Here is a 24600-nt window from a genome sequence, read left to right on the forward strand (position 1 = left end):
ATCCAGTGCCAAGATTCCCCGGTCTGCGGACGAGCGGAAATACTTCCGGTATCCTCATTCCCTGCTCACCAGCACCGAAGGAATTCCGCTTAAGCAGCCGACGCCGGAACGCCTGCCAGATCCTCCAGCTGTGCGGCCGTCAGCCGTGACCCGAAGGCAGGTCCGCCGGGCTGCATGAAGGTCGTGACGGCCAGGGAAGTGACCGGGACCGGGTCATAACCGATCCGGTCCACCATGGCCGAGACAAGTGCGACCGCCTCGGAATTGTCACCGGCCACCGCCAGGCCAAGCCGTTCCGGGTGTCCGGCCGGACGGCGGTCGGGTTCCAGGCTGTGGTACCCGGTGTGGTTGAAGGTTTTGACGACGACGGCGCCGGGGAACATCTCCTGCACCACCACCGAGGAGCCCCGGGTTTCCGCTGCGAAGGCGGGAATCGTCCCGTCCACCGGCGGCCAGTAGTTCATTGCGTCCACCACAATGCGTCCGTGTAGCAGGGCGGGATCAACGGTGTGGAGCCGGTGCAGGGGCAGTGCCAGGATCACCAGATCCGCATCCGACACGGCGTCCCCGGTCCATTTCGGCTCGGCACCGGGAGTGACAATTTCGGCCATCAGCGCCAGCAGGGCGGGATCACCGGAGGCGGAGAGCGAAACCCGGTAGCCGGCGTCGAGCAGGGAGCGGGCGACGGCGGTGCCCACCCGTCCCGCGCCCACCACGGCGACGTGCAGTGTCTCCGGTGCGGAAGGGGCGGTCTGATCGGGGGAGGCCTGCAGGCTGGGGGAATGCGTGGTCATGGTTGGTGCAACACGCCCTCCGCCTCCGTCATTCCCCGGTACGGCCGGGAGGAAGTCGGGTCCTCCTGTCAGCGGAGGGTCCAATCCGGGCAAAACTCCATGGTCGCTATTTGTGCCCGGGAAAGGAAGCCCTGACGGAAATCGGTGACGGCTTTCGGAAAGTGGTCTGGAAAACTGCGGTTTGGGGCCACAGTATTTAGTAAGCATTCTTACTAGGCCTTGGGGGCGTAAATGAGCCACGTACTGCAACCGAACACGATGCAACCAAAGACTATTCATCGAGGAGCAGCTACCCGTATCCGTCCTGTGCAGCAGCACACCAGCACAACCCTGTGGTCCATCCTCACGATCGAGCCTGAGCGCAAGGATGTCGGCGACGAGATTCTCCGCCACATTATTGCCCCTCTGTCTTCCCGGCTGCGGGTCGGAGAAGGGAACTGTTTTCGGCTGTCGCGCAGCCTGGAATCCGACCATCACGCCGTGCTCCTGCATTTGCTTGCCACCGACGATGTCGCCAAGCGTCTGTGGAAGTTTGCCCACGCACTGGCGGAACAGAATATTGCCACGCTGGGTGCCGTGAAGATCTCCCACTCGCCGGGGCTCGTTTATCCGCCGCCGCCGGGCGAACCGGTACCTGAGGTGGTGGAAGCGGCACTGGCACGGTTTGGTGGGACGAAAGGCTTGGAACTGGTAGCTGAGGTTGGCGAGATCTCCCTGGATCTGGCTTTGTGGGCGGTCAACCGCTTCCCCAACCTCAACACGCGCTCGATGCTGGGCGCCCTGCTCCTCTTCGACACCGGCCACGCCATGATGCGGGGTCCCCGGTCCGCTGTTTGGCCCGACCGCAGAACCACCAGCTGGGACTACTTCTGGAATGCGCATCTGCACGCCTGCACGGTTTCTTTTGGCCCGCACGCTGCGCAAGCTCGCAGGGCAATGAGGACCCGAATTGCGCCCCGGATCGCGCCCGCACACAGGATGATGGCCGCCGTGGCCGCTGAGCCGGCAGTGGATATCTGGCGGAAGCGCTGGGCACGGGCCATCGATGAGTATTTGTACCGGGCGGACAAACAACGCGTCAGCCGCAGTGCGCAGCAGCTGGCTATGGGCGCTGGCCAGCTGGCGCTCAACGGGCTGGGCTTCGCGTTCCGGGAGCAGGCGGCCCTTGGCCTCTACGCGTCTGCTTGGAGTAAGGAGATAGAAGCGCAGTATCGCGGTGAGGAACGCTCGTCGCGGCCGTCAAAGCGCTAAACGACGGCAGGCCTCCCGCTCTCAGCGGAAGGCCTGCCGTCGTCGTTTGTTTCGGTTAGGAAACCGGAGCCAGCTCCGGGTAGTCCGTGTAGCCGGCGGCGCCGTCGGTGTAGACGGTGCTCTGGTCAATCTCGTTCAGGGGGTGGTCCTCCTGCCAGCGGCGTGCCAGGTCAGGGTTGGCGATGACGGGGCGGCCGACGACGACGGCCTCGGCCAGGTCCTCCTCGAGCAGCATGATGGCGTCGTCGCGGGTGGTGACGGTGCCGAAGCCGGTGTTCAGCAGCACGGGGCCGCCGAAGCGGCGGCGCAGGGCCTGGACCATATTGTCGGCCGGGTCCTTGTGCAGGATGCTCAGGTAGGCCGGCTTCAGGTCCGCGATGCCGTCCACCAGTGCGGTGTAGGTGGCGGTCACGTCTTCGCGGTCGGTTTCCAGGACGCCCTGGATGTTGTGCTCCGGGGAGATGCGGATGCCGGTGTGCTCGGCGCCGATGGCTTCAGCCACGGCACGGAAGGCCTCGATGACCAGGCGGGCCCGGTTCTGAGGCGATCCGCCGTAGGAGTCGGTGCGCGTGTTGGAGACGGGGGAGAGGAATTCCTGCAGCAGGTAACCGTTGGCACCGTGCAGCTCCACGCCGTCGAACCCTGCCTTCATGGCGTTGCGGGCGGCGGAGACGAAGTCCTGCACGATGCCGGGAAGTTCGGCTTCGGTGAGGGCATATGGGACCGGGTAGGCCTGCTTGCCGTCGTAGGTGTGGGCCATGCCTTCAAGGGCGATGGCGCTGGGGGCCACCGGCTGGCGGCCGCCGTTGATGTTCTCGTGGGCTACGCGTCCGGAGTGCATCAGCTGGGCGACGATCCGGCCGCCGGCTCCGTGCACGGCGTCGGTCACGCGCTTCCAGCCGGTTACGTGTTCTTCGGTGACCAGGCCGGGCATCAGGGCGTTGCCCTGGCCGGTGAAGGAGGGGTAGATGCCGTCACTGATGATCAGGCCCAGGGAGGCGCGCTGGCGGTAGTGCTCGACCATGATGTCGGTGGGGACGCCGTTGCGGTCGGCGCGCACGCGGGACATCGGCGCCATGACGAGGCGGTTGGGCAGTTCCATGGTGCCGACGGTCAGCGGGGTAAAGAGTTTCACTCAGGAGTTCCTTTTGTCGCGTGCCGCAGGGCCGAAGTTGCCCCGGGCGGAGTTCGTATACCCAGGGACAACCCGGAGGAGGGCCCATGGTATTCCGCGACGCGTCCGATGTCACAGTCGCTGCCGTAGACCTCGGTACTAGGACCGCTGTCCGTCCGCTAGCCTGCCCCCATGGTGAAAATCGTCTGGTGGGAAGTTGAGACCGAAGCCCCCGAGAAGTTCATGTCGTTCCATGGCGATCTCCAAGGTTGGACGTTCGCCCCCGCGTTCGAAGGTTCAGAGCTCGACGCGAGCTACTGGATCATCAGGAGCGGCGAGTCGGGAATTGGCGGTCTTCAGCGCGCAACCGAAGGAACAACGCCTACCGCCGGCACCCGGATCTATTTCGAAACTGATGACCTCGAAGGCTTCCTCTCGCGAGTACGAGAGCTCGGCGGCCACGTCGAACGAAACCGAACTGACCTCGGCGGCGATGACCGCTGGTTCGCAACCTTCCAAGATTCATGCGGGGTGTCCTTCGGCATATGGACTGACAGAGCCCCCACCGAGTAACAGCACCTCTCGCTGCAAGGTCACCGCCGGCCTGCGCTACGCCGGCGCCGGAGTGGTCTGTTACTTGCCGCTGAACACCGGGAACCGGCTGAAGGTGCCGTAGTCGGTGATCTTCAGGCTCCGGAGGAATTCCAGGTCGGAGTCCGAGATCACGAAGTCCACCTGTGCGTTGCTCCTCATATGCTCCGGGTTTGTTGTCTTGGGCAGCGGCACGGTGCCCAGCTGCAGCGCATACCGGATACACAGTTGAGGAACAGTCACCGAATAACGCTCCGCCACGGCGGCGACTTCCGTGTTCCTGAGGATCTCGCCGTGGGCAATGGGGGAGTAGGCCTCGACGAGCAGATGATGTTCCTCGCAGTAGAGCAGGAGGTCATCCGGGGTGCTGCCGATGTGGAGGAGTATTTGGTTGACCTGCGGGGCGACGGTGCAGGCAGAGAGGATGTTCTCCAGATCCTGCCGCTGAAAGTTGGAAACACCGATCGAGCGGATTTTGCCCTCCCGGTGGGCTTCTTCGAGTGCCCGCCAGACCTCTCGGTTTCCCTCGGCGTAGGAACCCCCGCGCCAGTCATCCCAGGGCTGCGGGCTGTGGATCAGCATGAGGTCGAGATACTCCAGGCCCAGCTCCGTCAGCGAGGCGTCGATCGCGGCTGCGGCCTTCCGGTGGTCCTTGATCTCGGCGGCCACCTTGCTGGAGATGAACAACTCCTCGCGCGGCACGCCGCAGCTGCGCACACCTTTCCCGACACCGTGCTCGTTGCCGTACGCCTGCGCAGTATCGATATTGCGGTAGCCGATTTCCACCGCCGCCGGGACGGCCCGGGCGGCGGCCCCGTCCTCGATGAACCAGGTGCCCAGGCCCAGCTTGGGAATGGCGTGTCCATTGGCGAGGGTATGGGTCTCATTCAGGATCATTGGTCCGGCTCCTTGGGAATGGCGGAATGTTCTCCTTCCGCCATGGTCCCGCAGTCTGCCGGATACCGGAACGGTGGGCGGGATACCGGAACGGCGTGCGGGAAGATCCCGCCGGCGTCGTCGGAATGATGGCATACACAGGCGCCGCGTGCTTGCATGGGAGAGCAGTACCGGTTGGAGCGTTGGTCAAAGGAGCTCATCATGAATGCACAGGATCCGGGCCACGGCGCCCGGTCACGCCGGGAGCAGGCGGAGGCCACATTTGAGAGGCTGTTCGGCGCGCGTGACCGGAACGCCCATGAGGATGACCCCGAGCTCATGGAAATATTGCGGGGGTTTATCTTCGGAGACGTCTTCGGTACCGGTGTGCTGGATGACCAAACCCGGGAGCTGATTACCGTCACTGTCCTTGCCTGCCTGCAGACCCTGCCGCAGTTGGGTGCCCATGCAGCAGCGGCGCTGCGCGTAGGCGTTCCGCCGGTGCAGATCCGTGAAGCCGTGTACCAGCTGGCACCGATCATCGGCTTTCCGCGCACCCTCAACGCCGTCAGTACGATCAACACGGTGTTCCGGGACCGCGGACTCACGCTGCCGCTGCCGGAGGAAGGCACCGTCGACAGCGCCGAGCGTTACCAGCGCGGGCTGGCCGAACAGCTCCCGCTGTACGGTACGGAGATCAGGGACGGCCTGGCTGATCTGCCGGAGCCGTTTGATGAGGCACTGCCGCGGTTCCTGACCGAGTTCTACTTCGGAGATTTCTACACCCGCGGCGGGCTGTCCCCCGCACAGCGGGAACTGCTCGCGCTCTGCGCTTTTGCTTCGATCGGTGACACGGCGGCCCAGCTCGGTCCGCACGGCCGGGCCTGCCTGCAGCTCGGCCATTCGAAGACGGTCATCATTGCCGCGCTGGTCCAGTGCTTTCCCTACGTGGGATTTCCCCGTGCTGCCGCCGCCGTCCGTGTCGTCAAAGACCTCTAGCCCGAGGTCAGAACCGGCGCTCGGCGATGTTGACCCGGGTGGCCTCGTCCAGCGCGGACTGAATCTGCGCGGCCGGTGTCGGACCGGGTTTGGCGTCCATCATTTGCTCTTCGGAAACCGCCGGATCCTCAAAGTAGATCCGTCCGTACGCAGCAGTATCAGGCTCAAACCGCCAGCTCTCGGCGAGGGGACCGGCGTCGACCGTGTCAAAGCCCAGCCGGTCAATGACGGCTGCCGCCTCGGCCTTGGCCTGCTCGTCGTCGGCGGCGATGGGCAGCGCGGAGCGGTCGCCGGCGCCGGCGGGGCGGGCGAGCAGCGGGATGTGCGCGGCGATGATGTTGTTGAAAGCCTTGACGAGGCGCGCTCCGGGAAGCTGGTCCTGCACCATTTCACTGGTCGTCACGGTGTTGCTGATGAGTTCGTCAATGCTTCCGTCCCGGGAGGGATAGTAGTTGCTCGTGTCCAGCACCACCTTGCCGCGCAGCAGCCCGTCCGGCAGGTCCTTCACCGCCTTCAGCGGAATTGAGAGTACGACGGCGTCGCCCTGTTGGGCTGCCTCTTCCACCGTCCCTGCCCGGGCCAGGGGGCCGAGCTCGGCGACGAGGTCCTGCAGCGTCTCGGGCCCCCTCGAGTTCGCAATGACCACGTTCAAGTCTGCTGCGACCGCGAGCCGCGCGACGGCTGAGCCGATGTTTCCGCTCCCGATGATTCCCAGTGTCGGCATAACGTATCCCTTTCGGTGGTTTTCGCTGTGTGGGTGCAAGCAATTCCCGGTGTGGGGAAATTCCTCAGGACGCACTCGGATCGGCCCGGATCGGTCAGTGCCGCACGGGATAGCGCAGGTGAAGCACCCGGTTGCCCCGCAGCACCACGTCGGGGTCCTCCAGCAGATGCTGTGCGTGGGCCGACCCGAAGAAGCCCTTGCCGGAGCCGAACACGACGGGTGCGACGTCCATGCACACCTCATCGACCAGGCCAACGGCAATCACGTGGCCGCCGACATCGAGCCGTACAGAACTACCTTGCCCGTGGGTGCTCCTCTGCTTAGTGGTGCCCACAGACTAGAGTTTCGCGGGCCGACAGGCCACGGTCATCAGCAGAAGTGCGACGGATCCCGAACCGCTCGCCGGGACAAGCTGGGCTATGCTCTGCTCAGACTTGACGGAGACTGCTCCCGGTATCACCGGGCCAAATGGGGGATGCTCGTGCTGAGAATCGTTGGTGCTTCAACAACTCGCCGGGCCGGCCGGTGGCCTGCGGCCGCGTGCCTCGTTCTGCTCTCAACCGCGCTGGCCGGCTGCACTTCCGAAGCCCTGCCCTCGTCAGCCCCGTTGCTTGCAACGACGACGCCGACCGCGGTGACGCCAACGGCTTCGACGGCGCCAACGTCGCCACCTAGCCCCACGGCAAAACCGTCAGTGAGCGGGGAGACGATCATCGACTCGTTCGGCAACGCGGACTACTACATCACCGTTGCGGACGACGCCCTGGCCCTGGTGGCCGAGGCTTACGGGTTTTCCGAGGCCAAGCTCGCCGGCTTCAACGGACTGCAGCCCGGTGCGGTCCTCGCTCCCGGCACCAAGCTCCGGCTGATGCCGGAGGGGCCGGGGATAGGCGCCTCTGGTGCGGCCGTAGTTGACACGGCCGGCATCCCGACGAGTTACACCATCGAGCACGACGACACACTGGCCGGCATTACCTACCGGTTCAACGTCACGGCGGATCAGCTGGCGGAGGCCAACAAGGTGCCGTTCGTGCAGGAACAGGGCAACGTTTACTTCGTTCGTGAAGGGCGCACCATCCAGCTGCAGAAAAATCCGGTAGACAGCAGGTCCGGCACCGGGCAGGCAGTGGAGAACTCATGGGGTACAACGGTTTTCTACACCACGGTCGACGGCGACTCCTTCGACAGCCTGGGCTACCAGTTCCGCGTCGGAACAGCGGAAATCCTGCAGTACAACCCCTCGCTCGTCGAAACGGAACCAATTCCCGCCGGAACTAAACTGCGGATGACCGCGGCGGACCTGCCCGTTGAAGGTGCCCGTGGCACGTACACTGCCGACGCCAACGGAATCCCGCTGACATACACGACCGTTGCCGGAGACACCGAAGTTCAGGTTGCTGCCCGGTTCGGCGTCACCATGCTCTCCGACGCCAACGGCCCCACCTCCGGCGGGGGCGGCGTCTGGTACCAATACACCCACGTTCCCAGCGGCGAGCTGGCCGCCGGGCAGACCATCAGCGTTTCGCTGGACCAGCCGATCAACATGCCAGGCCTCGACTCATGACCGAATTCCCCGAACTGCTGCACACCGTCCTGGACACCACGGATGTCCGGGGACTGGCGGAGTTTTACCGCGGGCTTCTCGGGCTCCAGTACCGGCCGGGGGATGAACCTGCGGCCTCGGGGGAGCCGGACCACGTCGACTGGCTGGTCCTCACCGATGCGCGGGGCCGTGCCAAGCTGGCTTTCCAGTTGGTGGAGCGTCTGGAGCGGACAACTTGGCCGTCGCCCGATGTGCCGATGCAGATGCACCTTGACCTCACCGTTCCGGACCGGGAAGCCCTGGAGCACCAGCATTCCAGGGCACTGGAACTGGGCGCGGAACTGCTCTTTGACCGAACGGACGACCCGGATGAGCCGTTGTACGTGTACGCCGATCCGTCCGGCCATCCGTTCTGCATTTTCGTGGCTTGATCCGGTCCCACCCTTCCGATCGTTGCAGGTACAGCGTTGCGGAGGTGGGCCTGCTGGTCGGCGTCGTTCAGGAACGCGGTGAAGCCTTCGTAGGTCCGGCCTTCGGCGGTGCTGCGCAGCTTTTTGTCCGCTTCGAGGATTTCGACCATGGTCCCTTGGCAGCGTTGGATTCCACCATTTCCTGGCGGAGGTTGTGCAGCATCTTTTCCAAGCCGTCGCGCATGCGTTTGAGGTCGGCCGGGAGGCCGGCGGCCAGGTCTAGGATGTCGCAGGCGGCTTCGACGGCGCTGTCTCCCGGCAGCGGCGGGGGAGCCTCTCCGGTTTCCAGGGCGGGATCATGTCCTCGCGCCGGGCGATCTCTTCCTTGCCGGGCGATCTCTTCCTTAAGGACGGCGATGCGGGCAGCCGGGTCGGGGTTGGATTCGTGGGCGAGGGTGTCCACGCTGGACGGCAGGGTGTTCAGCCGGGAGGAGTTCAGGCTGGTCGTGTCGCCGGCGAAACCGTCCAAGTAGGAGACGAACCGGACGGTGGGTTCGGTGAGTTGGTAGACGAAGCGCCCGTCGGCGCGGGGACGGGCTTGCCGGTCCAGTCTTCGCGCAGGCTCTGCCCGTCGATCTTGAACTGGTTCAGGAAGCGTCCGGGGAGTGGAAACCGCTGCAGTTCCGGCTAGCGGGCTACGGTCTTTTCCGTGACGGACATGCTGCGCTTTTCGACCGGAACGAAGGGGTAAAACAGGGCTGGAATTGCAACGGCGCTGAAACCATCCTTCATGAAGTAGTTACCCTGGACGAGATCCAAACCGATGAGTTCGTGTACGAGCTGGAAATCCTGGCACTTCGGCTTTTCAAGCGGTGCAGGAGATGATCGCGCGGTCGATATCTTCGACTGTGACGTTCTCGAGTACGAGTCGCCATATAGCGATGGCCTCTCGGGTGACATCTATGTAGTTGCGTGGGCGGGCTATGACTTCGAGAGTTAGGTGGCTAAATCCACCCAACCCTTGCTGCACATTAGATCGCCACTTATCCCTCACGGCCTGACGTAGACATGCGGACAATGGCAACGTCTACGAGCAAGAAAACTTGCTGATACGTGATCGATCAGCAGGAGCCGTTCTGTCCCAGCAGGGGTCGTTGCTTTTCTTCTGGAAAGTGACAGGGAAGCCTCAGCCTAGAGGGCCTATGACCGTCAGTCCCCACCGGTAGGCTTTAGATCAAAGCAAACGTCCCACTCAACGTTAGGTATCGCCGACTACATGGTCGATCTGGAAGCCGCAATGAAGTCTCCATCCAAGCTCCGGCAGCTGCATCTCCTCGGCGAAGTCTACCGCTTGTCTAAAGCCTGGAACCGTCGGCAGGTACCCACAGCAGGCCTCTACAACGAGGGACATCAGTGGGGGATTGACGTTTCCGCTCTCCGCAGCGACCTCAATGCGCTGATGGGCTTTGGATGGATTTACTTCGAAGCAAGCCCTGGTGGCGTGGATGAGATCCTGATCAAGCAAGAGGGAATCGACGTTGCCTTGGAGTACCAGAAGAGGCGCAGCAATCCCCGCCAGCGGTCAAGCGCTCTAAAGACTGCACTCCTCAACTGGCTGTACGATCAGTACCTGGCCGGGGAGGACCCGAAGGATTTGGCCTCCTTCACGGCCGAGCCCGGGGGCAGCTTCCTGGGCCTTGCTTATAGCGACGAAGAGATCACGCGTACGGCCAAGTGGTTGAAAGACAGGGGCTACATTCAGGCCTGGATGCCGATAAACGGCAAAGTCATGTCACCCCGAGTCACGGCCAGGGGCATTCACCTCGTCGAACTGGCGGAATCGGCCGGCTCAGCTGCAAAGCCCGAAGGAATGATTGTGAACAACAACTTTAATATCCGTGACTCTCACTCGATGAACTTTGCCGTCAACAGTCCTGACGCGGTGCAAAGCAACACCCTGACTGCCGAGCAAATTGGTCAGGCTCGCAAGGTCGGCTCATTCCTGCGGGACATCAAGCCGGCCCTTGGGTTACCAGCAGAGCGCCAAGAAGAGGCCGACGTCGTAATTGTGGAGCTGGAGCAAGAGACTGCTTCTCCGGAGCCTTCCCCAGGAAAGCTCAAGGCACTGCTTTATAAGGTACTTGATGTAGTGGCCGTTGGAACTGCTGAGAGCGCCGTGGAGGTCGTTAGTTCAATGGCGCAGTCTGCTATAGAGGGTCTGGGCTAAGGGCTAGGTTACTCCTCCCAGAGAGGATCCTTGATCTCTCCACCATCTGGGTCGTCAGCAATCTTATCCACCAGTCGACGCACGGGGGCATCTGACTTTTTGTATGCATCCAGTGCTCCAAGGCCTGCAGCCGAAAGAATGGCAGGAATCCAGGGGTTTATGGGTGTGACCCCGAGGATGAGGCAAAATGCGCTGGTGAAGATGAGCACTCGAATAAAGGTGACGATCTTCTCGCGGTCTTCTTGATTGACGGTGGCTTGAACGATCGGCAGATGGTCGATGCTGTCTGCCAGTTCGGGCTGATTTTCGAAGAACTCTTGTACCGTCTGCTCTACGTGAGCAGCCTCAACCTCATTTTCGAGCTCCGTGGCGTGAGCCAGAAGATCGCTAAAGAATCGGTCGTCGAAGGTGCTCTTGCTGACTGCGGACAGCAGGTCGTCCCAACCGGGCGGCAGTCCAATGGACTCGGGCGACAGAGCCTTCATTGCAGACTGTATGCCATCCAGATCAACCAGCAGCCGTTTTTGATTCTCAACCAGCTTGAACGTGCTATCAAAGGCTTTGAGCATCGGATCGGCGTTGACTGCTGCTGCTATCGTCACCATTTGCCGAGCAGGCTCTAGTTGCTTCTCCGTTGCTGCAATCAGAGCAGCATGCTGCTCCGAGAACTTAGTAGCAGCGTTGATGCTTGCCACCATGTTTTTGTAGCCAGGAGAGTCTAAGACACGGCTGCTGTCGAATGGGACATTGAACTTGATGACGTTCTCGCTGCCAGGCTTCGATGATCGGTTGGTGCTCACAGGGAAACGATACCGGTTACGTCCGACACCCCGAGGCAACAAAAGCCGAGGCAGTCCCAACAGTGGCCCGGGAAACGCCGGTGTCCCATCGCTCGGAGCCGGAAAATGTCCGGCGAGCGCAACCGGTCGGGACGCCACCGCCACACCTCTGGCACTACCCGATCCAGCCGCCTAGACTGACGGCCATCTGAGCGCGCCGACCTGAGGAGCAGCATGGCCACGATCGCCGAGACCGTCGTCCACAACCTCGCCGCCAACGGGATCCAGCGGATCTGGGGTGTTCCCGGCGACTCCCTGAACGCGGTGACCGAGGCCATCCGCCAGGAGAAGGGCATGGAATGGATGCTCACCCGGCACGAGGAGGAGGCCGCGTTCGCCGCCGCCGGGGAGGCGGCGCTGACGGGCGAGCTCGCGGTGTGCGCGGGCAGCTGCGGCCCCGGCAACATGCACCTCATCAACGGGCTCTACGACGCGCACCGAAGCCGGGTTCCCGTGCTCGCGATCGCCTCACACATACCAACCGACGAGATCGGCAGCCAGTACTTCCAGGAGACCCGGCCCACGGAGTTGTTCCGTGACTGCACTGTCTTCTGCGAGATGGTGCTGAGCCCTGAGCAGATGCCGCGGCTGCTGGAGATCGCCATGCGGACTGCCATCGAAAAGCGGGGCGTCGCCGTCCTCGTGATGGCGGGCGACGCCGCGCTGGAGGATGCCGTGGACGAGCGCGTTTTCACGGTCCGCCGTACTGACCCCGTCACTGTGCCCTCGCCGTCGGAGCTGCAGGAGGCAGCCGCCACGCTGAACTCCTGCGGGAACGTGACGATCCTGGCGGGCGCCGGCGTTGAGGGGGCACGCGACGAGGTCCTCGCCCTGGCCGACGCGCTGGGTGCGCCGATTGTGCATGCCCTCCGCGGCAAGGAATTCATCGAGTACGACAACGCGTTCGATGTCGGCATGACCGGGCTCCTGGGCTTCGCGTCCGGTTACCGGGCGATGGAGGACTGCGACGCGCTGCTGATGCTCGGCACCGACTTCCCGTACCAGCAGTTCTACCCGAAGCACGCGAAGATCCTGCAGGTCGATATCCGGGGCGAGCAGCTCGGCCGCCGCGTGCCGCTCACCCAGGGCCTGGTCGGCGGGGTGCGCGAGACGGCGTCGGCGCTGGTGCCGCTGCTCGAGCGCAAGTCGAACCGCACCCACCTGGAGAAGTCGCTGGACCACTACCGCCGCACCCGGCGGCAGCTCGACGACCTGGAGAAGCAGGGCCCGGGGACCATCCATCCGCAGCACCTCACCCACCTGATCGACGAGCTCGCGGAGGACGACGCGGTCTTCCTGCCCGACGTCGGCACCCCGGTCATCTGGGCGTGCCGGCACCTGCACATCGGCGCGCGGCGGCGCCTGATCGGCTCCTTCTGGCACGGCACCATGGCGGCGGCCACCCCGCTCGGCCTGGGCGCCCAGGCTGTGGACCGGAACCGGCAGGTGGTGGTCCTGGCCGGTGACGGCGGCCTCGCGATGATGCTCGGCGAGCTGCTGACGGCGGTACAGCACAAGCTGCCGATCAAGATCGTGGTGTTCGACAACGCGGCGCTGAGCTTCGTGGAGGTGGAGATGAAGGCGGCAGGCCTCGTCAATTTCGGCACCGGGCTCGAGAACCCGGACTTCGGAGCGGTGGCGCAGGCGGTGGGGATGCACGGCGAGAGCGTGAGCCGCCCGGAGGACCTCGAGGATGCCCTGCGCCGTGCGTTCGCATACGACGGCCCGGCGCTTGTCTCCGTCGCGGTGGAGCGGCAGGAGCTCTCCATCCCGCCGAAGATCGACGCGAAGCAGGCCACGGGTTTCGCGGTCTACGCGCTGCGCACGGTGCTCGCCGGCAACGGCCGCGAGCTCATCGATCTCGCAAAGGCCAACGCGCGCCAGCTGCTCTGACGGGCGGAGCGTAGGACCTGTTTGAGCTGATGTGGTCTTTCGTCGCACGGGGAACGCAGGGCATCGGAATACTCTGGGCAACTCATGCCCACTGTGAACAGCGGCCCATGACCTTCGCCGGCTCCCAAAGCGGTTCCTCCGGCTACCACTTCGTAGAAGTCGAGGACTAGGAATCTGGGACCCTCTCGGCACCCGACCGTGGAAGGTCCTCTCCGACGTGATAAGCAACCCGCATCTTCACGGTGCGCCCTCAAAAACGGTAGCCGTGAAACAGCCCGGGCCCAGGGGCATACCGGAAATCCCGTTGATGGGATCTACCTGCACACCTTCGGGCAACTTTCCAGCCTCATGAACCATTATTCGTACTGCGTCTGCTTCCTCTGTGGCGGTCATTGCAAGGCCATTCGAGGGTGGCGTAAGAAGGTCAACGATAAAGTAGTAAACCAGTCCGATCGTGCACAGTATTGCCGATGGGAGAAACTCGGGGAAGAACGGAGTCTGCCAAAGGGATTCCGCCCAAATATTGCTGGGCCTCAACGTGTTCGGCTGCAACACCGTGGCCCGTGACCTGTATGAGTCCCTGGGACATGAGACCGTCGCCGCGCAAATGCGAAAGCCGGTAGGGATCAGCCGATGTCAAGCAATAAACACATTGCTCGGGTTATTCCTTTCGGCTGACTGCCGGGAGTGACGCAAGGAGTTCCTCCACGAAGGTCTTTCGAACTTGTTCGTCCAACATATCCTCGATCCAAACGTCACAAGCGGATTCCCAGATGCGCGATTTACGGATGTGGGCAGGCAGTTTTTCCGCTATCCGTTCCGTCCAAACATGATGTTTTTCTGGAATCCGCTGGGCGTGCTCCCAGCCGTCCAGTAGGTCACCTTGTCTTACCCCTAGTCGCTCAGCTACGATTCGCCAGCCGTCTGTGGTCAGTCCTCTGTATACGGCCTTCTCCGGGGGATTCCCGCCAGGGAGCAGGACGCAGCCCGGGCTGGCAGCCTGATCCCCGTCGAGGACGCCGACGACCAGACCTGGAAGACGTCCCTGCTCTGCCATCAAGCCGAGTGTCTTCACCGAGCTGGCGGGGCCCGCGGTTATAACCATGAGTCGATTGAGAGAATCCACGTCAGTGAAAGCAAGGAAGCGGTGGATCAGGTACGCCGCCTCATCGTCTTCGCAGTAGACGATCAGTTCAGGGTGTGCTTCGTCATCCATAAGGGCCAGCGCCAGTTCCGTGGTAGCGCCGTAGATGACCTCTTTGACGCCCTGCTCATCAGTCGTTAGAACCAGCCTTGCTTCAGGGGGCAACTGTTCGAGGACATACTGGGAATGAGTGGAGACAATGATCTGGAGACGGTTCTTTCGTGCCAGATCGATCAACTCGGTCATCAGTCGGCGCTGTGCGCGGGGATGGAGCGAGGCCTCGACTTCGTCGATGATGACCAGTGAGTGGCGGGGAGCGTTCTGAAGCAATGCGACGAGATCGGCAGTAGCGTCTTCGCCTGCGCCTTGGTGGAAGTTGGAGTACTGACGTCCGTCCCTGCTGAGCACTCCCACCTGTTTGTTGCTGTTCTGAACGATCTCGCCGCTGTCGTATGTCCGGTCCAGTACCCTCGAAAGTACGCCGAGGTATTCTTCGTCAATTGAGGCCGAGGAGTTTTGATTGGCCATTTTTGCCATCGCAAGTCGGCCGTACCCGATCAGTGTGTCGATTGGCTGGGTTCGGGAGATGTCCAAGAAAAAGACCGGACGTTTAGGACGCTTCGGCATGCCGCGCCACCTGCTCGTGACCTTGCCGACAGAATAGATTTCAGTGTTCGAACCTTGCCTCACCTGGTATGTGAGCTTGGCGTCGCTAACGACCTCCCAAGGGGTAGTCGGGAAGAAATCGTCGGGAGAGAAGGTTTGCGCCAGCGTCGCGGCCGCAGATGGGTCTGCAGAATAAGAAGCCGCTGCCCCCTTCAGGATAGTGCTCTTACCTGCACCGTTCTCGCCTGCGATGGCCACAACTGGGAACCGAAATTCGATCGTTTGTCCTGACCAGCCCCTAATGCCGCTCACGCTGACGGATTCAAGAAACTTCGGCCAGCCCTTGTTGCTGTTCCGTTCAGTAGCCCAATCGGATGTGAGTTTTGGAAGCGTTTTCGCCAAGCGGGCCATGAAGTTCCTAAGGTCGTATCTGATGAGTTCATTAGATTATGTCGTCATCAGGGTCGCCATGTGGCAGGGACACGCTCGAGCTTTAGCGAATGCAGAATCTCGATCCTCGTTTTGCGGTCAATTGCCGGCAGGCTCCGCAGAGGTCCCAAGCCGGCCGCCCGCGATAACCTTAACTAGTGTGGGGTCAGCGTGCTCAACTACGCTTTTGGGAGATCGGGAAAAGCATGTTCCAACATCACTGAGTACCCAAGATAGAAGTGTGAGAGTCCGATCATCACCATGTGGAACTGAAACTCCGTAATGCATGGCCTATTGGGTCACTGATTATGGAAGCGTGGCTTGGCGCTTATCGCCCCAATGGATGTATTCGCCATAGTTGAAGAGAGACAGCAACTCCAATGGGGTATGTTGTCTGCCAAAATCGAGCGTCTCGCCAGAAGCTCCCAAAGCCTGCTGTATCTTTTTGCTCGCTATGTCATTTCAGAGTTTCCTGCATGAGCGCACGACGGACTGCTCGCCACTGCCGAATGTAATCCTGACGAAGTGCTTTGGATGAATCGCTGGCTTGTGCAGCGGCCTTCCCGATCATGCTGACGACTCTAAAGCTGGCATTCTTGTCATCGTGTATCTGGCGGAAGAGGACTGAGAACCCGCGTAGCGCCTCCATCGGTGTATTGTCGATCTCTACGCGTTCGCCCTCGTCCTGGCTCCAAGAGAAGCTAATGCCGCCGCTGTGATTCTAGAGACTGTATGAACTGATTTCCCTGCAAGTCCGGATGTACCGCTCCACCGCAGCAGAGTCGTCCTCACTAAGCGACGCAGTTAGGGGTGGGAAGGCACTGGGGTCAGGGAGGTTGAACGCATACTGCATCTGGTGCCAGTGGAACTCAAAGCCCTCCGGATTTGAGGACATTCCCGCGTAAGGCGGCGGAAATTGAAGACGCGCCTGTTCCGCTAACTGCCGCTCAACTTCGTCAATGTCTGGGCTAGGTCCGCTTTGCATTCGGGCAATAGTAAGGGAGCCATCTCTCTGCAATGCGCGTATCACGTGTTCAACGCCGTCGTCGCCACCGCACTCACTACCTGGCGCGGCGCAACCCGCACCCAAGCGTCATCGACGGCCCGCTAAACCGCGTCAGTGCGACCGCCGTGTGAATGATGAGCCGTCGCACTGCCGCCACCCTGATGCATCGCCGGACCGATCCCGCCCGTCACAGCTACGACGACCGGTGGCCGGACGTTTATCAGACGCACCGCCGCCGGATCGAGGCCGCTCTCGCGCCACTACGCGTCGAGATCGAGCACATCGGTTCGACGTCGGTACCTGGCCTGGCGGCTAAGCCGATCATCGACATTGTGGTTGTCGTAGAGGACATCACTGCCGAAGAGGACTACCTCGATCCGCTCGTCACCGCCCGGATACGAGCTGCGGGTACGCGAACCGGGACACCGGCTCGTGCGCACACCGCACGTGAGGTGCACGTGCACCTGTACCAGTGTGGCGCACCAAGAGAGCCTTGCTCGGCCGGCAGTGGGACGACATGAATGACTATGCCGACGCGAAAACCGACGTCATCCTGGCGATCAAGACTCGGGCACGTGCCGCTCGCGCAATTTCCTAGAACAGCGGCCAGGGCGCCGCCGGCATCTGACCGCTGGGAGCCGGAAACCGCCCCGCCGAACGCAGCCGGACGCAGCGCGCGGCAAGGGACGCAATCTCTTCGGCAGTGAGTAGCTTCGCGAGCTGCGAGCCCAGCTCGCCCTCCAGTCCCGTGAGAATCCGGTCGATGCCCTCGAGCTCCTCGGCGCTCAGCTCCTCGCCGATCCAGCCCCACAGCACGGTCCGCAGCTTGTGCTCACTGTGGAAGGTCAACCCGTGGTCCACGCCGTACCGGTGCCCGTCAGCCATCGCGAGGATGTGGTCGCCCTTGCGGTCGGCATTGTTGACGACGACGTCGAACACCGCCATCCGCCGCAGTGCCGGGGTGTCCTCGTGAATGAGAGCGACGATCCGTCCGTCGTCGTCCCGGCCCTGCAGGACCTCTTTCCAGCCGGCGTCCGGCACATCGTCCGCGGCCACCAGGTCCACCGCGTCCTGCTCAGGGTCCGTCTCCTGCCAGAGCTGGACCATTCCTTCGCCGAACGGGCCGTCCCGCAGCCAGGTGCGCGGCACAATGTTCCAGCCCAGAGCCTGCGACACCCGGTAGGCGGCCACCTCGCGGTGCGCCAGGCAGCCGTCGGGAAAGTCCCACAGCGGCTGCTCGCCGGCTATCGGTTTGTAGACGACGGCGGCGTCGCCAATGCTGCCTAGGAAGGTGGCGTTGGACGCCGTCGTGATGCGGCCGGTGAGCGTGAGCTCGGCGGTCACCAGGTCGGGCGCCGGCATCAGGCCTCGGGGAAGGTGCAGGTGTGTCCGTCGGCGTCGATCGGCTGGCCGCAGATCACGCAGATCGGACGCCCGGCGCCCACGATCTCCCGCGTGCGCTTCGCGAAGGCCCGGGCGGTGCCCACCGGCATCCGTACCCGCAGCACCTCGGACGCGTCGGCATCGTCGTCGTCCTCGAGGAATCCATCGTCGTCCGGATCCACTTCCTCCAGGGGGTAGGCCTCGATGACGATCTGCGCCGTGGCGGGGTCCCAGCCCAGGCTCATCACACCGGCGCGGAACTGCTCCTCAACCGGGTCGAGGTCGTTGTTGTCGACGAGTTCAAGGGGTGTGCTTGTGGGAACGCTGAACGGATTTCCATCAATGGTGCTGAGCTGGTCTAGGATCTCGTCGATCTTCTCGGCGAGCTGGGCCGACTGCTGCTTCTCCAGCGCAATGCTGACGATCTGCTTCCCGGTGCGCACCTGCAGATAGAACGTACGCTGGCCGGGGACGCCGACAGTTCCGACGATAACGCGGTCAGGCCAGTCGAACTCGTGAACGGTAGTAGGCATAGGTCTACTTTAGACTCATTGCGCCGGTGGCGCCGTGTGCCCTGCGCCACCGCCGACCGGTGCGTCGTCCGGCGTCGGGGCGGCCGCCAGCCAGGACAGATCCCCGGCCTCGGTGTTGGTGGACAGGACGGTGGGCCGGCCCGTGCCGTAGTGCACGATCGACACGGAGGCCGGGCCGACGTTGAGGCGCTGGAACATATCGAGGTGCATGCCGAGCGCGTCGGCGAGGACTGACTTGATGATGTCGCCGTGGCTCACCGCCACCCACACGGCACCCGGCCCGTGCTCGGCTTCGAAGGCTGCGTCGTGGCGCCGGATGGCCGCCACCGACCGGGCCTGCATTGCGGCCATGGATTCGCCGCCGGGAAAGGTGACGGCGGAGGGCTGCGACTGAACCGTCGCCCACAGCTTCTCCTTCGCGAGTTCCCCGAGCGTGCGGCCCTGCCAGGAGCCGTAATCGCACTCGGTCAGATCGTCGTCGACCGGCGCATGCGGGGCGCCGGCCTGGCGGTCCAGGATGAACTGCGCGGTCTGCCGGCAGCGCTCGAGGGGACTGGACACCACTCCGACCACGGGCACGACGGCGAGCCGGTCACCGGTCGCGGCCGCCTGGTCCCGGCCCACCTGGTCGAGTTCGACGCCGGGGGTCCGGCCTGCCAGCAGTCCGGAGGCGTTCGCTGTGGTGCGGCCGTGCCGCACGAGGATTACTGTTGCCATCCCCCCAGCCTAACCATCCCCTCCGGCCCGCCCCGCCACGTTGGACGTGACTGCTGCGGGGCTGTGCTCGAGAATTCCGACTCATCTGTGGGCTGCCAGTTCACAAAAACCCTTACCCGCTATCTGTATGCGGGAAAAGAGCTCTTGACATAAATGGGCAGTGAATTCCGGAGTCCATATCAGTATTCGCATTTCGGGGGCACACCGTGTAGGCAGTAACCGTACCGATGTCAAGACAATTATTTTTTGGGGACGAAAAGAGTCGCGTAATGCAATCCAACACTGTTCATCGAGGAGCAGCTACCCGTCCTGTGCAGCAGCACCCCGGCACATCCCTGTGGTCCGTCCTGACCGTAGAGCCGGAGCGTAAGGATGTGGGTGACGAGATAGTCCGGCTTGTTGTAGCCCCGCTGTCGTCTCAAATGCGGGTCGGGGAAGGGGGACGATTTCGTTTTTCCCGCAGCCTGGAATCTGATCATCCGGCCGTGCTCCTGCATCTGCGTGCGACCGAGGATGTTGTGAAGCGCCAGTGGCAGTTTGCGCATGCTCTGGCCGACGAAAGTGCAGCCGCGCTGGGCACCGTGAAGATCTCCCAGTCGCCGGACATCCTTTATCCGCCGCCGCCGGGCGAACCGGTACCTGAGATGGTGGAAGCGACGCTTGCACGGTTCGGTGGGCCAAAGGGCTTGGAACTGGTGGCTGACAATTGCGAGGTGTCCTCGGACCTCGCCTTGTGGGCAGTCAACCGCTTTCCCAGCCTCAACACGCGCTCGATGCTGGCCGCCCTGCTTCTCTCCGACACCGGCCACGCCATGATGCGGGGGCCCCGGTCCGCGGTTTGGCCCGACCGCAGAACCACCAGCTGGGACTACTTCTGGAACGCGCACCTGCACGCCTGCACAGTTTCTTTTGGCCCGCACGCGGCGCAGGCGCGCAGGGCAATGAGGGCCCGGATTGCACCCCGGATTGTGCCCGCACACAGGGTGATGGCCGCCCTGGCCTCAGAGCCGGCAGTGGACATCTGGCGCAAGCGCTGGGCGCGGGCCATCGATGAGTATTTGTACCGGGCAGACAAGCAACGCATCAGCCGCAGTGCGCAGCAGCTGGCTATGGGGGCTAGCCAGCTAGCGCTCAACCGGCTGGGATTTTCGTTCCGGGAACAGGGGGCCCTCGGCCTTTACGCGAGTGCTTGGAATAAGGATATTGAAGCGCAGTACTGCGGTGAGGGACGCTGGTCACAGCCGTCAAAGCGGGGTAGGAAATGACGGGGGAGAAGCTAAAGTAGTCATATCCGGCGAATCTCCGTCGCCTTCAAGAAATAGCCAGAAGCCGTTGGATTGTTTCTGGCTATTTCTTTGACCGAACGACACGCTTCGCTGCACAGAAATCACGACGCAGTTTCGTGAATAGGACGCGCGTTAAGGTTGGATGCTCCGCTGCTGCTTTGCGGTCTCGCGGACGACCTGCAGTACCCGGTGTCGCCACGCCGTCACCCCAAGTACCAGTGCTACTCCCAGGGACATGCCCGCCATCAGGCCGAGGCCGACTGCCGGGCCGCCGCCGCCCGTCTGCGGGCCGCTGCTCAGAACGGCGGAGATGGCGGCGAGCATCCCCGTGCCGCCAGCCAGCGAGAGGATCAGGGCATTCACCCAGCGCACCGTCAGGGTCGTCAGGAAGGTGCCGCGCCGGGCAATCGAAAACAACCGCCAGATGCAGAGCAGTGCCGCTTCGACAAAGGCGATGGAAAGAATCGTTGGCCGACGGTCGCACAGCCAACCCCGAGGCGCAAGAGGTTGTATCGCACGGAGCAGTGCACATGGCAGTGTGTGGGCATGGCCCTGATCAGTCCGTTCTTACCACCCGGAACAATCAACAACGTCCCGCAGCCGGTTCTCACGGCGAAGACCCTAAGCCTGCGGCCGTGGACCGCGGGCGATACCCCTGTTGTCTTCGCAGCCCACAAGGATCCGGCAATTGCCCTGTGGCACCGGCGCCGGATCGAGGGCCTCGAGGAGTCCCAAGCCGTGATTGCACAGTGGGCCGGGCAGTGGGAGAAGGAGTCCGGAGCGTCCTGGGCCGTCTGTGATGGAAAGGGCTTGGTGGTCGGACGGGCCGCACTCAGCAGGATCAATCTCTTCGAAGGGGACGGCGAAGTCGGATACTGGACGCTCCCGACGGCGCGAGGCCGGGGAATTGCTTCGCAGGCTGTGACTGCGCTGCGGGAGTGGGCATTCGATGCGGTCGGGCTTAAGCGGCTGCAGCTGACCCATTCCACACGCAACAAGGCCTCGTGCCGCATCGCGGCAAAGACGGGTTTTGCCTTCGAGGGCATCAAGCGCAGCGCACTCCGGCATGAGGACGGGTGGCACGACATGCACCTTCACGCGGCCGTGAGCGCCACGCCGTCGGGCTGATAAACAGGAACCGCAGGTTACCTATCCGCGGGATTCCGGTGACGGATCGGGAGCCGTCCATCCTCCGCGGTGCGTCATCGACGGGGCAACAGGTTCCGGCGCCCGCCAGATGACAATCAGGAGGGTGGCGATGGGTCCCAGGAACAGCGAAACGAGGAACCATATCCAGCGGGAGCGGTTCTTCTGCTCCGCGAGCCCGGCATTGACTACGGCGACGGTGAACCAGAACATGCCTGAATCTACGTAGTTATCCATCAGCCCACCCAACCACACCCGGAGGAGAACGCTCGTCAGGTTGTTCTTCCCCCGGCCCGGTTACATGGGTAACCTATGCAGAATCGGCAGCAAGAAGCGCCGCCGAATCGTTCACAAACGCAGCCCTGCCTTCGGATCCGTTGATCCGGGCAGTATGGCGCGTGAGGCCTTCCCCGGAGGAACTGCCTTGAACATGTTGATGAATACCCGGGGTGTCAGCTCCGCCGGCAGACCTGCTCGGACCTTCGGAATTGAGGAGGAATTCCTGCTGGTAGACCCGGCGACAGGGGAGCCAAGACCCGTCGCGGAGCTGGCAGTGCAGCAGGGGAGAAAGCGTGGTGGCTCGGCTTTCGGTCCTGCCCTGACTCTGGAAGTCCAGCAAGAGCAGCTTGAAGTGGTCGGCCCTGTCTGCGCCACCCTGCCGGAGATGGAGGCCGCAATCCGCGAGGGCCGCGGGATAGCCGATGAGGCTGCCCGATCGGTTGGCGCAAGGGCGGTGGCCTTGGCAACCAGCCCCACAGCAGCCACCCCGTCCCTGGTGCCCAGGCAGCGCTACCAGGACATAGCAGACCGGTTCGGGCTGACTTCCAAGGAACAGCTCACCTGCGGCTTCCATGTTCATGTGGGGGTGATCTCAGGAAAAGAAGGAGTAGCGATCCTGGACCGGATCCGTGTCTGGTTGCCGGTCCTGCTGGCGCTCAGTGCCAACTCCCCGTTTTGGCAGGGACGCGACAGTGGCTACGCGAGCTTCCGCTACCAGGCGTGGAACCGGTGGCCCACGGCAGGACCGTGCGAACGGTTCGGCTCTGAAAAGGCGTACCGCCGTTACATCCGCTCCTTGCTGGCCACGGGCGTACTCGTTGACGAGGGCATGGTCTACTTCGACGCACGTCTCTCCCGCAACCACCCGACAGTGGAGGTGCGCATCGCCGACGTGTGCATGGACCCCGGGCACGCCGCAGTACTAGCGGCGCTGGTACGCGCGCTTGTGGAACAGGCAGCCCTGGACTGGCGGGCAGGCCTCCGGGCACCCCGCCAGTCCGCCGCACAATTGCGTCTTGCGGCGTGGCAGGCCAGCGTGTCGGGAGCGGAAGGGATGCTGCTGCACCCTCTCCTGAACACGCCGTGCCCGGCTGGTGAAGCCGTGCAGGCGCTCCTGGCACATGTCAGCCCGGTCCTTGCCAGCACCGGCGACGAGGACCGCGTAACCCGGGACGTTGATCGAATCCTTACTTCCGGCACCGGATCTCGCCGACAGCGCGAAACCATGGCCAGCAGCCGGACCCTGGCAGCGGTGGTGGCGGACGCCGTCGAGGCCACGCATGGAACAGCCAAAACCCAACACTTCCGGCCCGTGCGTCTGCAGGGCACCGGACCGATTTGAAAGGGTAACAAATGACTGCGAACGAGAGTATTCAGAACTACATCGAGGCCCAGACGCCCCTTCTGGTGGACCGGCTCGCTGAATGGATCCGCATTCCTTCGGTGGCCGGGGTGCCCGAGCGTAAACACCATCTGACGCGATCGGCCAACTGGCTGGCTGGGGAGCTGCGCGGCATCGGGTTCCCGGTGACCGAGATCTGGGAGAGTCCGGGCGGTCCGGCAGTCTTCGCCGAATGGTCCGGCGCCGTCGATGCCCCCACCATTCTGGTTTACAGCCACCACGACGTGCGGGCCGTGAAAGACGAGAACTGGGATCAAACCTCCCCGTTTGAGCCTGTCCTCCGCGACGGCCGGCTGTACGGGCGCGGAAGTTCTGACGCCAAAGGGCAGATGATGGCCCACCTGATGGCGGTGCGCGCCCATCTGGATGCGACGGGACGCACTGCCCCGGCGGTGAACCTAAAGATCATCGTCGAAGGGGAGGAGGAGGCCGGTTCGCCCGGCCTGAAAGACCTCCTTGAGGCAAACCGGAACCGCCTTGACGCGGACGCGGTGATCTTTTCCGACACTCTGCTCTGGCAAGCCGGGCATCCTGCCCTCTGCACCAGCGTCCGCGGCATGCTTGGCGTGCGCATTGAGGTTTACGGCCCGCTGACGGACGTCCACAGCGGTGCGGTATCCGGCGCGGCCCCCAATCCCGCCCTTGAGCTCGGCCGGCTCCTCGGGCAGCTGCACGACCAAAAAGGCAGGATTACTATTCCCGGTTTCTACGACGACGTCGAGGAAATGTCCCAGCGCCGCAGGGCTGAACTGGCCGCACTTCCCTTTGATCCGCAGGACTGGCTGGAACGGTCCCACACCCGGATCATCCTGGGTGAGGAGGGCTACACCCCTCTTGAACGACTCTGGGCGCGCCCGGCGCTGGAAGTCGTTGCCATGGCGGCGGGGGACCCCGTGGGGGCCAAGCGTGCGGCCGTTCCCTCCATGGCGGCGGCGGACCTGAGTATCCGCACGGTTGCCGGCCAGAAGGTCGACGACGTGGCAGAGCAGGTCCGCAGCTGGGTGGGTGAAACCATCAGCGACGGCTACGCCTACGAGTTGTCCATCGATATTGAAACCGCGCAGGAGCCGTACCAAACTCCCGACTGCGGGGTCCTGGATGCCCTCTCCGCAGCGATGGCCAAGGGCTTTCAAGTGCAGGAAGTGGGGCGGATGGGCAACGCCGGCGGCGGACCTGCCGCCCTGCTCTCTTCGGCTTTGAATGTTCCGGTTGTCTTTTTCGGGACGGGCCTCGTAGAGGACAACTGGCACGACAGCGACGAGAGCGCCCGGATCGACATCCTCAAAGCCGGCGCCGCGACGCTGGCCTTCCTCTGGGAGGAGCTCGGCACGCAGGAATAGGTGTGCAAATGCTTTGGGGAGGCCTTGACACTTAAACCGTCAGACGCGTCTTCTTGAACCAGGGCATG

Annotated in this window: 25 protein-coding genes and 1 pseudogene; 13 read left to right on the plus strand and 13 right to left on the minus strand. The window is 63.2% G+C overall.

Annotated elements, in window-relative coordinates:
- Positions 1 to 89: 89 nt before the first annotated feature.
- The gene (locus tag WKB88_RS02070; protein WP_341392880.1) at positions 90 to 794 is read right to left on the minus strand and encodes an NADPH-dependent F420 reductase; all 705 of its coding nucleotides are present in this window, start codon (positions 792 to 794) and stop codon (positions 90 to 92) included.
- A 306-nt stretch (positions 795 to 1100) separates the two neighbouring features.
- Between WKB88_RS02070 and WKB88_RS02075 the strand changes: the two genes are divergently transcribed.
- On the plus strand, positions 1101 to 2045 hold the full coding sequence (locus WKB88_RS02075; protein ID WP_341392881.1) for a hypothetical protein: 945 nt from the start codon (positions 1101 to 1103) through the stop codon (positions 2043 to 2045).
- A gap of 55 nt (positions 2046 to 2100) precedes the next feature.
- Here the strand turns inward: WKB88_RS02075 and WKB88_RS02080 are convergent, their stop codons facing one another.
- Entirely contained in the window at positions 2101 to 3180 is a 1080-nt protein-coding gene (locus tag WKB88_RS02080) for an alkene reductase (RefSeq protein ID WP_341392882.1), read from the minus strand.
- A 171-nt stretch (positions 3181 to 3351) separates the two neighbouring features.
- Between WKB88_RS02080 and WKB88_RS02085 the strand changes: the two genes are divergently transcribed.
- On the plus strand, positions 3352 to 3732 hold the full coding sequence (locus WKB88_RS02085; RefSeq protein ID WP_341392883.1) for a hypothetical protein: 381 nt from the start codon (positions 3352 to 3354) through the stop codon (positions 3730 to 3732).
- A 60-nt stretch (positions 3733 to 3792) separates the two neighbouring features.
- Here the strand turns inward: WKB88_RS02085 and WKB88_RS02090 are convergent, their stop codons facing one another.
- Positions 3793 to 4647, minus strand: a complete 855-nt coding sequence (locus WKB88_RS02090; RefSeq protein WP_341392884.1) for an aldo/keto reductase — start codon at positions 4645 to 4647, stop codon at positions 3793 to 3795.
- Between the two features lie 201 nt (positions 4648 to 4848).
- On the opposite strand from WKB88_RS02090, the gene WKB88_RS02095 reads away from it, so the two are divergent.
- Entirely contained in the window at positions 4849 to 5625 is a 777-nt protein-coding gene (locus WKB88_RS02095) for a carboxymuconolactone decarboxylase family protein (protein WP_341392885.1), read from the plus strand.
- Positions 5626 to 5632: 7 nt separating this feature from the next.
- On the opposite strand, the gene WKB88_RS02100 is transcribed toward WKB88_RS02095, so the two are convergent.
- Both WKB88_RS02100 and WKB88_RS02105 read right to left on the minus strand, forming a co-directional pair.
- Positions 5633 to 6349 (minus strand): NADPH-dependent F420 reductase, encoded by a 717-nt coding sequence (locus tag WKB88_RS02100; protein ID WP_341392887.1) that lies wholly within the window; start codon positions 6347 to 6349, stop codon positions 5633 to 5635.
- Positions 6350 to 6443: 94 nt separating this feature from the next.
- Positions 6444 to 6629: pseudogene (locus WKB88_RS02105) on the minus strand (dihydrofolate reductase); the annotation flags it as partial.
- A gap of 260 nt (positions 6630 to 6889) precedes the next feature.
- Between WKB88_RS02105 and WKB88_RS02110 the strand changes: the two are divergent.
- From WKB88_RS02110 to WKB88_RS02120, 3 genes are read left to right on the plus strand one after another with little or no spacing between them, the layout of a single operon-like run.
- Positions 6890 to 7024, plus strand: coding sequence for a hypothetical protein (locus tag WKB88_RS02110; protein WP_341392888.1), 135 nt, complete (start codon positions 6890 to 6892; stop codon positions 7022 to 7024).
- Between the two features lie 19 nt (positions 7025 to 7043).
- Positions 7044 to 7913 (plus strand): LysM peptidoglycan-binding domain-containing protein, encoded by an 870-nt coding sequence (locus WKB88_RS02115; protein WP_341392889.1) that lies wholly within the window; start codon positions 7044 to 7046, stop codon positions 7911 to 7913.
- Entirely contained in the window at positions 7910 to 8323 is a 414-nt protein-coding gene (locus WKB88_RS02120) for a VOC family protein (protein WP_341392890.1), read from the plus strand. Before WKB88_RS02115 ends, WKB88_RS02120 begins: the two co-directional genes overlap by 4 nt.
- Positions 8324 to 8390: 67 nt before the next feature.
- Here WKB88_RS02120 and WKB88_RS02125 read toward each other — a convergent pair whose 3' ends face one another.
- Positions 8391 to 8912, minus strand: a complete 522-nt coding sequence (locus WKB88_RS02125; protein WP_341393199.1) for a DUF3375 family protein — start codon at positions 8910 to 8912, stop codon at positions 8391 to 8393.
- A gap of 666 nt (positions 8913 to 9578) precedes the next feature.
- On the opposite strand from WKB88_RS02125, the gene WKB88_RS02130 reads away from it, so the two are divergent.
- Positions 9579 to 10529, plus strand: a complete 951-nt coding sequence (locus WKB88_RS02130) for a hypothetical protein (protein WP_341392891.1) — start codon at positions 9579 to 9581, stop codon at positions 10527 to 10529.
- An 8-nt stretch (positions 10530 to 10537) separates the two neighbouring features.
- Here WKB88_RS02130 and WKB88_RS02135 read toward each other — a convergent pair whose 3' ends face one another.
- Entirely contained in the window at positions 10538 to 11329 is a 792-nt protein-coding gene (locus WKB88_RS02135) for a hypothetical protein (RefSeq protein WP_341392892.1), read from the minus strand.
- A 213-nt stretch (positions 11330 to 11542) separates the two neighbouring features.
- On the opposite strand from WKB88_RS02135, the gene poxB reads away from it, so the two are divergent.
- Positions 11543 to 13261 (plus strand): ubiquinone-dependent pyruvate dehydrogenase, encoded by a 1719-nt coding sequence (gene poxB / locus WKB88_RS02140; protein WP_341392893.1) that lies wholly within the window; start codon positions 11543 to 11545, stop codon positions 13259 to 13261.
- A gap of 661 nt (positions 13262 to 13922) precedes the next feature.
- Here the strand turns inward: poxB and WKB88_RS02145 are convergent.
- Positions 13923 to 15422: an ATP-dependent nuclease gene (locus WKB88_RS02145; RefSeq protein ID WP_341392894.1), complete on the minus strand. Its 1500-nt coding sequence runs from the start codon at positions 15420 to 15422 to the stop codon at positions 13923 to 13925.
- 1185 nt (positions 15423 to 16607) lie between these two features.
- Here WKB88_RS02145 and WKB88_RS18200 point away from each other — a divergent pair.
- Positions 16608 to 16967 carry a GrpB family protein gene (locus tag WKB88_RS18200; RefSeq protein ID WP_445818859.1) on the plus strand — a complete coding sequence of 120 codons (360 nt, stop codon included), beginning with the start codon at positions 16608 to 16610 and terminating at the stop codon, positions 16965 to 16967.
- Between the two features lie 73 nt (positions 16968 to 17040).
- Here WKB88_RS18200 and WKB88_RS02150 read toward each other — a convergent pair whose 3' ends face one another.
- From WKB88_RS02150 to WKB88_RS02160, 3 genes are read right to left on the minus strand one after another with little or no spacing between them, the layout of a single operon-like run.
- Entirely contained in the window at positions 17041 to 17808 is a 768-nt protein-coding gene (locus tag WKB88_RS02150; protein ID WP_341392895.1) for an SCO1664 family protein, read from the minus strand.
- Positions 17808 to 18362 carry a DUF3090 domain-containing protein gene (locus WKB88_RS02155; protein ID WP_341392896.1) on the minus strand — a complete coding sequence of 185 codons (555 nt, stop codon included), beginning with the start codon at positions 18360 to 18362 and terminating at the stop codon, positions 17808 to 17810. Before WKB88_RS02155 ends, WKB88_RS02150 begins: the two co-directional genes overlap by 1 nt.
- 15 nt (positions 18363 to 18377) lie before the next feature.
- Positions 18378 to 19079 carry an MSMEG_4193 family putative phosphomutase gene (locus WKB88_RS02160; protein ID WP_341392897.1) on the minus strand — a complete coding sequence of 234 codons (702 nt, stop codon included), beginning with the start codon at positions 19077 to 19079 and terminating at the stop codon, positions 18378 to 18380.
- Between the two features lie 269 nt (positions 19080 to 19348).
- Between WKB88_RS02160 and WKB88_RS02165 the strand changes: the two genes are divergently transcribed.
- Positions 19349 to 20344, plus strand: a complete 996-nt coding sequence (locus WKB88_RS02165) for a hypothetical protein (protein WP_341392898.1) — start codon at positions 19349 to 19351, stop codon at positions 20342 to 20344.
- Positions 20345 to 20497: 153 nt separating this feature from the next.
- On the opposite strand, the gene WKB88_RS02170 is transcribed toward WKB88_RS02165, so the two are convergent.
- Positions 20498 to 20902: a DUF2975 domain-containing protein gene (locus tag WKB88_RS02170; protein WP_341393200.1), complete on the minus strand. Its 405-nt coding sequence runs from the start codon at positions 20900 to 20902 to the stop codon at positions 20498 to 20500.
- A gap of 9 nt (positions 20903 to 20911) precedes the next feature.
- Between WKB88_RS02170 and WKB88_RS02175 the strand changes: the two genes are divergently transcribed.
- A complete protein-coding gene (locus WKB88_RS02175; RefSeq protein WP_341392899.1) occupies positions 20912 to 21493 on the plus strand; it encodes a GNAT family N-acetyltransferase in 582 nt (193 codons plus the stop codon).
- Between the two features lie 21 nt (positions 21494 to 21514).
- Here WKB88_RS02175 and WKB88_RS02180 read toward each other — a convergent pair whose 3' ends face one another.
- Positions 21515 to 21748 (minus strand): hypothetical protein, encoded by a 234-nt coding sequence (locus WKB88_RS02180; RefSeq protein ID WP_341392900.1) that lies wholly within the window; start codon positions 21746 to 21748, stop codon positions 21515 to 21517.
- 199 nt (positions 21749 to 21947) lie between these two features.
- On the opposite strand from WKB88_RS02180, the gene WKB88_RS02185 reads away from it, so the two are divergent.
- Both WKB88_RS02185 and WKB88_RS02190 read left to right on the plus strand, forming a co-directional pair.
- On the plus strand, positions 21948 to 23132 hold the full coding sequence (locus WKB88_RS02185) for a glutamate--cysteine ligase (protein WP_341393201.1): 1185 nt from the start codon (positions 21948 to 21950) through the stop codon (positions 23130 to 23132).
- Positions 23133 to 23143: 11 nt separating this feature from the next.
- Complete coding sequence (locus WKB88_RS02190) at positions 23144 to 24532, plus strand: M20/M25/M40 family metallo-hydrolase (RefSeq protein ID WP_341392901.1); 1389 nt, start codon at positions 23144 to 23146, stop codon at positions 24530 to 24532.
- The last annotated feature ends 68 nt before the right edge of the window (positions 24533 to 24600 follow it).

The organism is Arthrobacter sp. G119Y2 (genome assembly GCF_038069765.1).
Taxonomy (GTDB): Bacteria; Actinomycetota; Actinomycetes; order Actinomycetales; family Micrococcaceae; genus Arthrobacter_B.

Bases quoted from the DNA above. Each gene is read 5' to 3' on its own strand.
- WKB88_RS02185 (WP_341393201.1), top strand. From the start codon at position 21,948: ATGAATACCCGGGGTGTCAGCTCCGCCGGCAGACCTGCTCGGACCTTC.
- WKB88_RS18200 (WP_445818859.1), top strand. From the start codon at position 16,608: ATGCATCGCCGGACCGATCCCGCCCGTCACAGCTACGACGACCGGTGG.
- WKB88_RS02085 (WP_341392883.1), top strand. From the start codon at position 3,352: ATGGTGAAAATCGTCTGGTGGGAAGTTGAGACCGAAGCCCCCGAGAAG.
- poxB (WP_341392893.1), top strand. From the start codon at position 11,543: ATGGCCACGATCGCCGAGACCGTCGTCCACAACCTCGCCGCCAACGGG.
- WKB88_RS02095 (WP_341392885.1), top strand. From the start codon at position 4,849: ATGAATGCACAGGATCCGGGCCACGGCGCCCGGTCACGCCGGGAGCAG.
- WKB88_RS02100 (WP_341392887.1), bottom strand. From the start codon at position 6,349: ATGCCGACACTGGGAATCATCGGGAGCGGAAACATCGGCTCAGCCGTC.
- WKB88_RS02180 (WP_341392900.1), bottom strand. From the start codon at position 21,748: ATGGATAACTACGTAGATTCAGGCATGTTCTGGTTCACCGTCGCCGTA.
- WKB88_RS02190 (WP_341392901.1), top strand. From the start codon at position 23,144: ATGACTGCGAACGAGAGTATTCAGAACTACATCGAGGCCCAGACGCCC.
- WKB88_RS02070 (WP_341392880.1), bottom strand. From the start codon at position 794: ATGACCACGCATTCCCCCAGCCTGCAGGCCTCCCCCGATCAGACCGCC.
- WKB88_RS02120 (WP_341392890.1), top strand. From the start codon at position 7,910: ATGACCGAATTCCCCGAACTGCTGCACACCGTCCTGGACACCACGGAT.
- WKB88_RS02155 (WP_341392896.1), bottom strand. From the start codon at position 18,362: ATGCCTACTACCGTTCACGAGTTCGACTGGCCTGACCGCGTTATCGTC.
- WKB88_RS02130 (WP_341392891.1), top strand. From the start codon at position 9,579: ATGGTCGATCTGGAAGCCGCAATGAAGTCTCCATCCAAGCTCCGGCAG.
- WKB88_RS02090 (WP_341392884.1), bottom strand. From the start codon at position 4,647: ATGATCCTGAATGAGACCCATACCCTCGCCAATGGACACGCCATTCCC.
- WKB88_RS02165 (WP_341392898.1), top strand. From the start codon at position 19,349: ATGCAATCCAACACTGTTCATCGAGGAGCAGCTACCCGTCCTGTGCAG.
- WKB88_RS02150 (WP_341392895.1), bottom strand. From the start codon at position 17,808: ATGCCGGCGCCCGACCTGGTGACCGCCGAGCTCACGCTCACCGGCCGC.
- WKB88_RS02175 (WP_341392899.1), top strand. From the start codon at position 20,912: ATGGCCCTGATCAGTCCGTTCTTACCACCCGGAACAATCAACAACGTC.
- WKB88_RS02145 (WP_341392894.1), bottom strand. From the start codon at position 15,422: ATGGCCCGCTTGGCGAAAACGCTTCCAAAACTCACATCCGATTGGGCT.
- WKB88_RS02160 (WP_341392897.1), bottom strand. From the start codon at position 19,079: ATGGCAACAGTAATCCTCGTGCGGCACGGCCGCACCACAGCGAACGCC.